This is a genomic window from Mucilaginibacter sp. A5337, from assembly GCF_059690695.1.
The window spans coordinates 437,561-450,335 of the sequence record NZ_JCAWEC010000006.1 but is presented as its reverse complement, the minus strand read 5'-3'; the positions used below and the strand labels follow the sequence as shown (position 1 = coordinate 450,335).

The window sequence follows — 12,775 nt, the reverse complement described above, 5'->3', positions numbered from 1 at the left end:
GTAATCAGCGACTTTATAATCTGTTTTATTTGCAAATCTACTTAGCGCACAATTTCACTTTTAGCATATCGATAACCACATCCCAAAATAAAATATTATTTTAGGATGTTTATTTCCTTATCACAAATGAAAAAACTGCTTTTCGTTATGCTTTTTGCACCATTATTTGCAGGAGCTCAAACAAACACTGATAGTTTAAAATACATCAGCAGCATTAAATATTATACAAAAGCCCTTGCTCAGGAGCCAAATAATGCCGACTACTATCATAAACGTGGGGCTGCCTACTTAAACCTTGATAATTTTAAAGATGCACTTGACGATCTGAACAAAAGCATTTCTATGGATGTAAAAACCGAAGAAACTTTTTTTGATCGTGGCCGTACTTATTATGCCCTTAAAAACTATGACAAAGCCATTATTGATTATACTAAAGCCATAGCTTTAAAGAAAGGAAATACAGACGCATTTTATAATAGAGGATTGGCTAAACGGCAAAAGGAAGATTATAAAGGTGCGCTGCTCGATTACAATCAAGCAATACTGTTGAGCCCCAAAGACCCTGACGCATTTATTGAGCGAGGGATTTGCAAAAAACATCTTGAAGATTACAAAGGCGCAATAGCCGATTACACCAGGGCTATAGTGCTTGATCCAAAATTAACCGACCCTTACTACAACAGAGCATTGGCTAAAAGTGCCTTAAAGGATTATAAAAGCGCAATTACTGATCTTGACTTTGTGATATCAAAAGAGCCAGACCGTTCAGACGCTTACTTCACAAGAGGGAATGCAAGGCGGAAACTTGGTTTAGATAAAGATGCTATCGCTGATTATTCTGTTTATATTAATCTCGAGCCTAATGATGTTGATGGTTATAACAACCGGAGTTTATCCAAACTAAATATTGAAGACTATTATGGAGCCAAAGAAGATGCTACCAAAGCAATCTCTATTGATAGCACATTCTCTGCTCCATATTATAACCGAGGATTAGCTGAAGACGGATTAAACGATCTTAACTCTTCAATCGATGACTATACAAAATACGTTGCTTTAGAACCTAAAGATACCGATGGTTATTTAAAACGAGGGAACGCCAAATTTGATCTCAAAGATTATAAAAGCGCAATAATAGATTATAATATAACGATAAAGCTCGACCCTCAATATTCAAACGCGTTTTATAACCGTGCGCTATGCAAAAGAAATCTTGATGATTATAGCGGAGCTGTTGCTGACTATAACCAGGTTATATTACTGGATCCCAAAAATGAGGATGCCTATAACAACCGCGGGTTTGCCAAACATTTGCTGAACGATAACAATGGAGCCTGCGCCGATTTTAATAAGGCGGCCTCACTTGGCAGCAAACTTGCACCTGATAATATAAAAAAGTATTGCAAATAGCCTTTAATTGACTTAAAAGATACCACCCATGAAAAAATTGATTTTTCTGCTTTTAATTACTACCGGAATAGCGCTTACTTCCTGTCACGGCTCTGATAAAAAAACCACCCGCCAAAACGATACCAGCGCCGCCAAAGGCAGCGGTGGCCCTGCCGATTCAACTAAAACTGCAACACCCGGAAACAGCGCATCAACCCCTAATTCATCGGATACTACTTCGCTTGGTGCCGATACAGATTCGGCTGTGCACCCGGTTCATTAATTTTATTAGCATTTGTTATTTTTAATACTTTAATTTGCTAATATTATTATCAATAAATGACTGGTATTATATTAGTAATTGTATCCCTCATCATCCTGCTGATCGCTGTTTTTTTATTCCTGAAAAAACCAAAAGCGGTTGAGTTAATCTCGGCCGAAGAATTGAGCAAACTCCGGTATGAGCACGATCAGCTTAAAATTTCATTGGCCAAAGCCGAAGAAAAAGCAAACGGCTTAATAGCTGAAAAAGAAAGCATTACCAACTTTTTAAAAGAGGAAAAGAACCGTCTTATTGACGAACTTTTATACGAGCGTACCCAGCTGGCGCAAGCTAATCAATCCTTAGAAAGTGCCCGCGCTTACTATAAATCGCAACAGGAAAAACTGCAGGAACAAAAAGCAGAGATAGAACATGTCCGCACGCAATTTCAGCGCGAATTTGAAAATGTGGCCGAAAAACTGCTTAAAGAAAAATCGAAGGAATTTACCGATATCAACCGTAGTAATTTGGATGTTATCCTTAATCCGCTAAAGGAAAACCTGAAGGCATTTGAAGATAAAGTTGAGAAAGTTTATAACATGGAAGCGGCTGAGCGAAATACCCTGAAAGGCGTGATCACCCAGCTGATGGACCTCAATAAACAGATCAGTGACGAGGCTCAAAATCTAACCAAAGCGCTCAAAGGCGATAATAAAAAACAAGGCAACTGGGGCGAGATGATTTTGGAGCGGATACTGGAGCGCTCAGGTCTGGTTAAAGACCAGGAATACCGCATCCAGGCCGCGATGCAGGCTACAGACGGTACAAGATATCAACCCGATGTAATCATCGACCTGCCTGATGATAAGCACCTGATCATCGACTCCAAAGTATCACTGATAGCGTACGAAAAACTGGTTAATGCCGATACAGAAGACGACCGAAAACTATTTGCCAAAGCTCATGTGGAATCCATCCGCGGGCATGTTGCAGGTTTGTCAGCCAAAAAATATCATGATCTGTACAAGATCAATTCACCCGATTTTGTATTACTTTTTGTGCCGATAGAATCTTCTTTCAGTATAGCAGTACAGCTTGATAATGAGTTATTTAATTATGCCTGGGACAGAAAAGTGGTGATTGTTAGCCCGTCGACATTATTGGCTACGCTGCGTACCATCGCCAGCATGTGGAAACAGGAACGCCAAAACCGTAACGTATTGGAAATAGCCCGTTTAAGCGGAGATATGTATGATAAGTTTGTTGGCTTTTTGGGAGACATGGATAGCATCGGCAAAAATATCAATCAAACACAATCGGCCTATAATAACGCTATCAATAAACTATCGGAGGGTAGGGGCAATCTTACTATTACCGCCGAAAAGATCAAAAAATTAGGTGCGAAGGCGGATAAGCAAATAGATCAGAAGTATATTGGGGATGAATTAAGTAGTTAAAAAATCATGTCATTGCGAGGAGCCGTAGGGGTAGTGTCATCGGGCGACGCGGCAATCTCGTCGCCATGCAGGGAGGGCGGATTTGCATTATGAATAGCATAACGACGAGATTGCCACGCTATCGCTCGCAATGACATATGGCTTAGCACAAATCAATCCTTCTTCCGCGCAAACCACCAATCTGCCTGTTTGGTGAACATCAGCGCCCATCCCCATAGCTCAACAATGATCTCGGCGAGGGTTAAAATGATGAGGTAAACCGGCATTTGGACAGCTTTCTTTTGAACGCTGCTATCGTGCAACACACCAAAACTATACAGGAGTGATGATCCCAGGAAAAATATATTCAGCAATATCAGAACCGAGAGGATGATCCTTGCCCATTTTTTTCCTTCGCCCGTTACAAAAATCAAGAAACCAACGGCGAAAAATACGAACAGGATGGCCGAAAAGTTAAACCCATCCAAGTAATTATTAAGCGTTTGAATCAACAAGCCCAGGTAAAGCAATAAAATTCCCTTTACAAAAACCCGAGGTGGTTTACCATCGGGATGGTTGTTAAGGTAAAATTTATCAAATGCCCCCTGCAACATTATTCGGCTTTTTTAAATGCATTCCAGCCCTGGGCCTTCAATTCATGTACAGTACCGCTTTTGGTGATCAGATTACAACCAGCCGATGGTTCGGTTATATAGCCGATGATACTGATATCCATTTTAAACTTGATCTTATCATAATCTGCCTGTTTCACAGTGAACAATAATTCGTAATCTTCACCGCCGCTTAAGGCGCAAATGGTAGGGTCGAGGTTAAATTCGCGGGCCGTTTCAAAAGTCATCGGATCAAGCGGAATTTTTTCCTCGTACAGGTTACAACCTTTGTTGCTTTGCTTGCAGATGTGTAAAAGCTCTGAAGCCAAACCATCTGATACATCGATCATCGCGGTTGGCTTTACCTCGATACTTTTCAGCAGTTCAACCACATCACGACGAGCTTCCGGTTTCAACTGACGCTCAACAATGTAATCTTTACCTTCCAGATCTGGCTGAATGTTGGGGTTTTCCATGTAGATCAGCTTCTCGCGCTCCAGTAATTGCAAACCAGTGTAAGCACCGCCCAAATCGCCGGATACACAAATCAAATCACCTTCTTCGGCACCGTTACGGTACACAATATCAGCTTCATCGGCGTAGCCAATTGAAGTTACGCTGATAACCAAACCCTGTTTTGACGATGTTGTATCGCCCCCAATCAAATCCACATTATATTTTTCACAGGCGATATAAATCCCCTGGTAAAGCTCCTCAATGGCTTCGAGCGGAAATTTGCTCGACATGCCGATAGATACAGTAACCTGCGACGCTATGCCATTCATCGCATAAATATCACTCAGGTTTACCTGTATCGCTTTGTAACCCAAGTGCTTAAGTGGCGTATACGCCAAATCAAAATGGATTCCTTCCAACAACATATCGGTACTTACCAGTACCTTTTTGCCCGCAAAATCAAGCACGGCGGCATCATCGCCAACACCCTTGTTTGAGCTTTCGTTGGTGAGCTTGATATTTTTCGTAAGATGACCGATAAGGCCAAATTCGCCAAGCTCCTCTAAATTGGTTCTATCCTGATTTTCAAACATAATAAGCCACTATAAATCGTTCCGCCTGCCGGCGGAAAAACTTTTAAATTTTTAGTTCCGTACATTCTGGGCCGGAACCCGGTTTTACATATTCCGCCGAAGGCGGGAAAATTTTTTTGCGATTTTTAGCCTACTATCAGCCAAAATCATTCGATTACCCGAAAGTGGGCCACAAATATATCAACGCCTATCCCTCTTTGCAGCTCGCCTGCACCTTCTACTTTTTAACAACAATGTGGATAACCCTATTTTAGGGGCCGCAATCTGTATATAATATATCCGCTTAAAGCGGAAAATTTTTTTGCGATTTTTGGCCTTTAAACTGTCAAGAAGGCGCTTTTATATAAAAAATTCCTTCAGTTTAATGCCTCCGGGTTTTCCACAATCACCCGGTTTATAAGTTTTACCCAAAGGCCATCTCACCAACAAAAATTCAGTGAAATCAACCTAATCGGTGAAATCCCAAAAACTACAATCCCAGCTGTGCCGAAATCTCAAGCATGCGTTCAATCGGTTTTACCGCTTTTTCAATGATATGCTCAGATACGGTTACCTCTGGCGTTTCGTTTTTAAGGCACAGATACAACTTTTCCAGTGTGTTACGCTTCATGTGCGGGCAATCGTTACATGCACAGTTGTTATTTGGCGGCGCCGGAATAAAAATTTTATCCGGGTTCTCCTTTTGCATCTGGTGTAAAATACCCGATTCTGTCGCTACTATAAATTCCTTATCCTGGCGGCTGCCGGCGTACTTCAAAATGCCGGTAGTTGAACCGACATAATCGGCCATTTCCAATATAACATCCTCGCATTCAGGGTGTGCCAGCAGTTTTGCACCCGGATGACGTTCTTTCAGTTTAGTGATCTTTTCTCTCGAAAATATCTCATGAACCATACAGGCACCATTCCACAATACCAGGTCGCGCCCGGTTTTCTTGGCTACGTACGCGCCAAGGTTTTTATCAGGTCCGAAAATGATCTTTTGATCTTTCGGTAAACTCTCCACAATCTGCACAGCATTGCTTGATGTACAAACAATGTCGGTTAAAGCTTTCAGTTCGGCCGTACAGTTTACATAAGTGATCACCAGGTGATCTGGATAGTTTTCCTTAAACTTTTTAAACAAGTGAGGCGGACAACTATCTGCTAATGAACAGCCTGCCTTCATGTCCGGCAGTAAAACCTTCTTTGTTGGCGACAAGATCTTGGCCGTTTCGGCCATGAAATGCACGCCTGCAAAAACAATGATGTCGGCATCCGTTTTGGCGGCTTGTTGGGATAATCCCAAACTATCGCCAATGTAATCGGCAATATCCTGGATATCGCCGTCCTGGTAATAGTGCGCCAGGATCACCGCATTTTTTTGCTTTTTTAATTTTTCAATTTCCGCGAAAAGATCAAGAGTCGGATCAATTTCTTCATCCACGTATCCTTTCAGATTTATTTCTTCGAAGGTATTCATTTCCACAATTCAATTAATAACAACTAATTTTTAATTAAAAAAGAACTATTGTTTGTTAGGGTGTTGGTAATGTGCAAAAGTCGGAGTAATTTTTGTTTTAAAAGTTAGTTTTCACAATTTATTAACACTTATAAACATTTTTCCACCAAAAAGTATGCTGATTTTTAGATATCTGTGACAATCAATTTTTATTTGAAAAAGTTTTATGTTAATATTTTCAGGGTTGACAAAATGTTAGCTTTATGACTGAAGTGTCGTAAAAGTCGCTCAAAAAATATTGATATTCGACCTGAGAAAGGGAGTTATACACACTGTAAACTATTTTTCACTTTTTGTTTACATAAAATTAACAGGTTATACAGCTGTTATTAACATTAGTACTACTTTTACACACATTCATCTAAAATATGACCCGAAATGTTGATTTCCTTGTAGTGGGTTCAGGGATAGCCGGATTAAGTTTTGCGCTCAAAGCTGCGAAGCATGGTAAGGTTCTGATAGTTACCAAATCGAACGAAGACGAATCCAACACCAAATATGCCCAGGGAGGCGTTGCGGTGGTTGTGGATAAAAAAGAAGATTCTTTTGAAAAACATATCCAGGATACTTTAATTAGTGGTGACGGCCTTTGCGACCGTGAAGTTGTTGAAGCAGTTGTTAAAGAGGGCCCAGCCCGGATCAATGAGATAATTGATTATGGTACCAATTTCGACAAGACCAATGAAGGTGTTTATGACCTGGCTAAAGAGGGTGGGCATTCTGAATTTCGTGTATTGCATTATAAAGATGTAACTGGCTGGGAGATAGAGCGTTCGCTTTTGGAGGAAATTCATAAAAACCCTAATATTGAGATACTTACGCATTATTTTGCTGTTGATTTAATTACGCAGCACCATTTGGGTGAGCTGGTAGGTAAATCAAGTACAGATATTACCTGCTTCGGCATCTATGCCTTTAATACCGAAACAAAGATTGTTGAAAAGATCCTATCTAAAGTTACGGTAATGGCTGCCGGTGGTGCCGGGCATATCTATGCAGTTACCACTAACCCGACTATTGCTACCGGTGATGGCATTGCTATGGTATATCGTGCAAAAGGTAAAGTAAGAAACATGGAGTTCATGCAATTTCATCCAACAGCTTTATATAATCCGGGCGAATATCCTTCATTTTTAATATCAGAGGCTGTACGTGGTTTTGGTGGCGTGTTGAAACGTACCAACGGTGAAGAGTTTATGCACGAGTATGATGAGCGTAAATCTTTGGCACCACGTGATATTACTGCAAGGGCTATTGATGCCGAGATCAAGAAATCGGGAGAGGACTTTGTTTATTTAGACGTAAGGCACCGCAGCAAGAAAGATATCCTGAACCATTTCCCTAATATTTATGCCAAATGTTTGGAAATTGGGATCGATATGACCAAGGATATGATCCCTGTTGCACCGGCCTGTCATTATATGTGTGGTGGTATCCTGGTTGATCATGTTGGTCAGTCGTCAATATTAAGGTTATATGCCTGCGGCGAATGTTCATCAACAGGCCTGCATGGTGCTAATCGCTTAGCCTCAAATTCGTTATTGGAAGCTTTGGTTTTTGCACACAGGATCTATGAAGATGCGGTAAAGAGCTTTGAAAATAATGTGATCCCGGATAATATACCTGATTGGGATGAGAAGGGCGTACAACTGTCAAACGAAGATATCCTGGTTACTCACAACGTTCGCGAAATGCAGAAGCTAATGAACGACTATGTGGGCATTGTTCGTTCAGATTTCAGGCTGGACAGGGCTTTACGCAGGTTGAAGTTATTGTATGAAGAAACCGAAGATTTCTACAAAAAAACAAAGCTATCTGTTAAACTATGCGAGCTGCGTAACCTGATCCAGGTTTCGTTTATTGTAGTAAAGTCGGCTATGTTACGTAAAGAGAGCAGGGGATTGCATTATACTACTGATTATCCGGAGCATGCTGATAAGGTGCAGGATACGGTGTTTTAGTAAATAACCATTAAAAATATGTCATTGCGAGCGTAGCGTGGCAATCGCACGGTAGCATAGCCATCCTGTATAGCATGCGGTTGCCACGCTACGCTCGCAATGACATGTTAAGAAAATTTTTGTGATGAGCGAAAAACGGGATTCGAACCCGCGGCCTTCAGTTTGGGAAACTGACGCTCTACCGACTGAGCTATTTTCGCTTATAATGTATCCAAACATAAAGAAAATTATTTAAATCGCTAATTCACTAAATCAATAATTCGCTAACTAATTAAGCCATGCCTGTAATTCTGCCTGTAAAAGATAAAAGCCCGGTTTGGGGTAAAGATTGTTTTATTGCCGAAAACTGCACTATAGTAGGCGATGTGGTGATGGGCGATAATTGTTCGGTATGGTTTAACGCCGTGATCCGTGGGGATGTGCATTATATTAAAATAGGTAATAATACCAATATCCAGGATGGCGCCGTGATCCATGCTACTTATTTAAAAGCACCTACCAATATAGGTAACAGTGTTTCTATAGGGCATAATGCGCTTGTACACGGCTGCACTTTGCATGACCATACTTTGGTAGGCATGGGTGCTATTGTAATGGATCATGCGGTTGTAAACGAGTTTGTGATCATTGCTGCAGGCGCAGTGGTGTTGGAAAATACTATCTGCGAATCAGGGTATTTATATGCCGGTATTCCTGCAAAAAAAATAAAGCCCCTTACTGATGAGCAAAGGGCTATGTTGAAGCAACTGCCTCAAAATTATATTATGTATTCGGGCTGGTTTAAGGAGTAACCTTTTCCTTTGGAATCGTGACCGGTTCTTCTGCTTCCCAGTTTGGCCTCAGGGTAATGAGTTTTTCATTCAGCCAGATATTTTCCGGCTGCCTCTTTAGTTTTACGTTGCCGCTATCCCATTTACCATTTTTATTTTCGTCATAAATAATCCTTATATAGTATTTAGCGGCCAGGATTCCTTTATAAACAAGCGACGTGCTTTTTGTAATTGGGTCGCTTTGAATTAGCTTTTTGTCTTCACTTAATAATTCAACTACGTAGGCTTTGGAGGTATCGGGCACGGTTAGTTTTACCGTGAGCTGGCTGTAATTATCCAGTTTATTGATCTGGAATTTTTTGGATAGACGTTTGTTTTTATCTCCATAAATGTCGGTTAAGGCGCCGTCATTCAGTATCAGTTCGTATTTACTCGTTTCCCTCCATCGGTATTTTAAATTGAGCAATTTATAATTACCTGTATCCTTTTGGATGGTGTAATCGCTTGTAGCTACCGAATCTTCATTTAAAGTAATTAGCGATTGGTCGAAATTTTCGACAGGGATACTTGCCGTGAGCACCAAATTACTGCCGGGTTTTAGTTTACTATCGTTACCAATGTTATAGCTTGTTGTTAAAACGCGCGTAAAGCTTTCGTTTTTACGTTTAAGCTGATATATGGTATCAATAGGCTTACCCTTGTCAAATATGGCTACACGCAGGGAATCAAAGTTCATGTTACGGAGATAAACAGAAGCTGTATCCTTGGTACGCGAAAATGAGACTTGCTTTTTACTATCAACATCAGCAGGGTAGAGGACTTTGATAGCCGGTTGGGTTAGCCCTTTATTGAATACAAGCAATAGCTTGCCGTCGGTGCCAAAACGTTTTTCGGATACCCTGAATTTTTCGGGATCTTGCTTAAACAAGTTTAACTGGATGTTAGATGTATCCGCTCTAAGATGGATAGGCTTTTTTAAGAAAGCGATCAATTCATCATCGCGGTTAAAAATTTTATCGGGACTTGCTTCTTTTAGCGCATAGATACGATAGTCATCTTCGCGCAAATTATTCAAAGCAAAATTTCCTGACGAGTCTGTAAGCGCAAAGATCGACGGCTTCTTTTTTCCGAACAGCGTGTCTTGTTTTACGGGAAAAATAAACACCAATACATCTTTTTCTTTTTCCTGGGTGAGGGTATTGGTTACCGTGCCGGTAATGCTTAACGAGTCGATATGGTTACCGGTAGAAAAAACGTAAGTAAAATTTTTAAGGATGTTACTTTCGTTTACGTCCTGTATTGCTTTACCAAAGTTGATAACGTATGTAGTATTTTTTTGAAGCGTGTCCTTAAATTCTATTTTTAATTTTCTTTTGTTTGATGAGTACTCGGGTTGCTTCTCCATGGCCGGACTCATGCTGATCTCCTGGTAAGCATTGGTAAGTTTGATAAACTCATCAAATTCCAGGTCGATTTGTTTGGCGGCAAAATTCCTGGTTTTATTTCCCGGGATTGCTTTCACCAATTTTGGCGGAGTTTGGTCGCGCGGCCCTCCCTGGGGTGGTTGTTGGGCTGCGCAGCCAAAAATGAATAAAACGATAAAAATCAGTAGTGAATTTTTGTAAAAAATTGCCGGTTTTGTATTTAACATGATTTTTAGGCGATATAAGCGATTTTTATGTTTTTACAACAAGTACTATTAAAAATTGAAAATAATTGATTTAAAAGGATATTTTATAAATACTTAATTATCAGTAATTTATGAATTATCTTGACACGTGAACCATTAAAACAGAGATATCCGATGGTGAAACACCCGAAATTCGTGAGGCCTGGCCCAAAGTACGCGGTTTTATACGCATCAGTTTTTCGCGGGCCTCTTTTGATAACGACACCAAAGTGTGGTAATCAAAATTTGGATTGATCTCACGGTCTTCCATTTTTTTCATTCGGTCAACGATCTCCATCTCCTTGATGAAATAACTCTCATATTTGATTTTTATTTCAGCCTGCTCAATAGTTTCTTTATCATAGGCAGATAGTAACTCGGCTAAAGGAGCGTCTGCTTTTTTAAGATCATCAAAAGTAACCTGTGGCCTGCTCAATAAATTAAAGAGCTTGTTGCTTTGGGTAAGCGCGCTTGTACCTAATTCTTCTAACAGGCTGTTTACCGTAGATGGATCGATAGATTTACTTTTGGTATAAGCTACTATATCATCTGAGTTTTTTACTTTCTGATTTACTTTTTCCAAACGCTCATCGCTAATCAATCCCAGCTCATGCCCCAGAGGAGAGAGCCTGATATCGGCATTGTCCTGGCGTAATAACAGGCGATGCTCTGCCCTTGAAGTGAACATGCGGTAAGGTTCTTCCGTGCCTTTAGTAACCAGGTCATCTATCAAAACACCAATATATGATTCTGATCTTTTAAGGATCAGCTCATGCTTATCGTTAATTTTTTGGTGCGCATTGATACCTGCTATGAAGCCTTGTGATGCCGCTTCTTCATAACCTGTAGTACCATTGATCTGCCCGGCGAAGTACAGGTTACTGATTTGTTTAGTCTCCAAAGTTAAACCTAATTGCGTAGGAGGGAAGAAGTCGTACTCGATAGCATAACCAGGCCTGAACATTTTGGCATTCTCAAAGCCCGGGATTTTGGTGAGTGCTTTGTATTGTACATCCTCGGGCAGGGAGGTAGAGAAACCATTTACATAGATCTCCACAGTATTCAATCCTTCGGGTTCAACAAAAATTTGATGACGGTCGCGCTCAGCGAAGCGGTTGATCTTATCTTCAATTGAAGGGCAGTAACGCGGACCTAAACCTTTAATTCTGCCCGTAAACATGGGCGATTTTTCGAAGCCTTCTTTTAGTGTTTCATGTACATCAGTATTGGTATAGGTGATCCAACAGCAGCGTTGTTCTTCTATAAAAGGTACATCGGTAAAGGAGAATTTTCCTCTAACCGGGTCGCCCCATTGCTCTTCCATCAGGCTATAGTTAAGACTGCGGCCATCTACACGGGGTGGGGTACCGGTCTTCATGCGGCCTGCTTCAAATCCTAATTCAACTAATTGCTCGGTTAATCCTGTAGCTGCTTTCTCTCCTGTACGACCTCCGCCAAACCTTTTTTCGCCTATATGGATCACTCCATTTAAGAAAGTACCGTTGGTTAATACCACTGCATCTGCTTCAATTTCGATACCTATAGAAGTACGCACACCTGCAATAGTATTGTTTTTTACTATTAAAGAAGTAACAGTATCCTGCCAAAAATCAACATTAGGAGTTGCTTCTAATGCTAAACGCCACTCTTCGGCAAACCGCATACGGTCGCTTTGAGCCCGCGGGCTCCACATTGCGGGACCTTTCGACTGGTTAAGCATCCTGAACTGGATAGATGTTTTATCAGTTATAATGCCCGAATATCCACCCAAAGCATCTACCTCGCGCACTATTTGTCCCTTGGCAACACCGCCCATAGCGGGGTTACAGCTCATCTGTGCAATGGTGCCCATATTCATGGTTATCAGTAAAACTGACGAACCTAAGTTAGCAGCGGCAGCAGCAGCTTCACAGCCTGCGTGCCCGGCACCTACTACTATTACATTATATTTCTTAAACATTTTATCCTCCTTGTTCCACTTTTAGTTAGTCTTGAGTTGTAAGTTTTAAGCCTAAAGTTGACTTATTAGTTTTTTAATTCAAGATTTGTTCCACGTGGAACGTTTGTTTTTAAAGTCTTGAGTCGTCAGTTCTGAGTTGTTAGTCTTATTATTTTGAACTGTGACTT

Annotated in this window: 10 protein-coding genes and 1 tRNA gene; 5 read left to right on the top strand and 6 right to left on the bottom strand. The window is 40.8% G+C overall.

Features of this window, described 5'->3' with window-relative positions; translation table 11 throughout:
* Window positions 1-126: 126 nt before the first annotated feature.
* The 3 genes from AC59JO_RS22365 to AC59JO_RS22355 are packed head-to-tail and all read left to right on the top strand — an operon-like array spanning window position 127 to window position 3,108.
* Window positions 127-1,410, top strand: coding sequence for a tetratricopeptide repeat protein (locus AC59JO_RS22365; RefSeq protein WP_413670520.1), 1,284 nt, complete (start codon window positions 127-129; stop codon window positions 1,408-1,410).
* 28 nt (window positions 1,411-1,438) lie between these two features.
* Window positions 1,439-1,672, top strand: a complete 234-nt coding sequence (locus AC59JO_RS22360) for a hypothetical protein (RefSeq protein ID WP_497308109.1) — start codon at window positions 1,439-1,441, stop codon at window positions 1,670-1,672.
* 56 nt (window positions 1,673-1,728) lie between these two features.
* On the top strand, window positions 1,729-3,108 hold the full coding sequence (locus AC59JO_RS22355; protein ID WP_413670522.1) for a DNA recombination protein RmuC: 1,380 nt from the start codon (window positions 1,729-1,731) through the stop codon (window positions 3,106-3,108).
* Between the two features lie 152 nt (window positions 3,109-3,260).
* Here AC59JO_RS22355 and AC59JO_RS22350 read toward each other — a convergent pair whose 3' ends face one another.
* The 3 genes from AC59JO_RS22350 to nadA all read right to left on the bottom strand — a co-directional run bounded on the left by AC59JO_RS22350 (window position 3,261) and on the right by nadA (window position 6,209).
* Complete coding sequence (locus AC59JO_RS22350; RefSeq protein ID WP_497308107.1) at window positions 3,261-3,701, bottom strand: hypothetical protein; 441 nt, start codon at window positions 3,699-3,701, stop codon at window positions 3,261-3,263.
* Window positions 3,701-4,747 (bottom strand): thiamine-phosphate kinase, encoded by a 1,047-nt coding sequence (gene thiL, locus AC59JO_RS22345; protein ID WP_413670524.1) that lies wholly within the window; start codon window positions 4,745-4,747, stop codon window positions 3,701-3,703. The genes AC59JO_RS22350 and thiL overlap by 1 nt, the downstream gene beginning before the upstream one ends.
* Before the next feature lie 469 nt (window positions 4,748-5,216).
* Window positions 5,217-6,209, bottom strand: a complete 993-nt coding sequence (nadA, locus tag AC59JO_RS22340) for a quinolinate synthase NadA (RefSeq protein ID WP_497308105.1) — start codon at window positions 6,207-6,209, stop codon at window positions 5,217-5,219.
* A 407-nt stretch (window positions 6,210-6,616) separates the two neighbouring features.
* Between nadA and nadB the strand changes: the two genes are divergently transcribed.
* Entirely contained in the window at window positions 6,617-8,209 is a 1,593-nt protein-coding gene (nadB, locus tag AC59JO_RS22335; RefSeq protein WP_413670525.1) for an L-aspartate oxidase, read from the top strand.
* A gap of 127 nt (window positions 8,210-8,336) precedes the next feature.
* Here the strand turns inward: nadB and AC59JO_RS22330 are convergent.
* Window positions 8,337-8,409, bottom strand: a tRNA-Gly gene (locus tag AC59JO_RS22330).
* Window positions 8,410-8,487: 78 nt separating this feature from the next.
* On the opposite strand from AC59JO_RS22330, the gene AC59JO_RS22325 reads away from it, so the two are divergent.
* Window positions 8,488-9,000, top strand: a complete 513-nt coding sequence (locus AC59JO_RS22325) for a gamma carbonic anhydrase family protein (RefSeq protein WP_243484361.1) — start codon at window positions 8,488-8,490, stop codon at window positions 8,998-9,000.
* On the opposite strand, the gene AC59JO_RS22320 is transcribed toward AC59JO_RS22325, so the two are convergent.
* Together AC59JO_RS22320 and mnmG are read right to left on the bottom strand one after the other, a co-directional pair.
* Window positions 8,990-10,630 (bottom strand): Ig-like domain-containing domain, encoded by a 1,641-nt coding sequence (locus AC59JO_RS22320; protein WP_497308102.1) that lies wholly within the window; start codon window positions 10,628-10,630, stop codon window positions 8,990-8,992. The two genes, AC59JO_RS22325 and AC59JO_RS22320, sit on opposite strands and share 11 nt — an antisense overlap.
* A gap of 115 nt (window positions 10,631-10,745) precedes the next feature.
* The gene (mnmG, locus tag AC59JO_RS22315) at window positions 10,746-12,608 is read right to left on the bottom strand and encodes a tRNA uridine-5-carboxymethylaminomethyl(34) synthesis enzyme MnmG (RefSeq protein WP_497308100.1); all 1,863 of its coding nucleotides are present in this window, start codon (window positions 12,606-12,608) and stop codon (window positions 10,746-10,748) included.
* Window positions 12,609-12,775 lie beyond the last annotated feature (167 nt).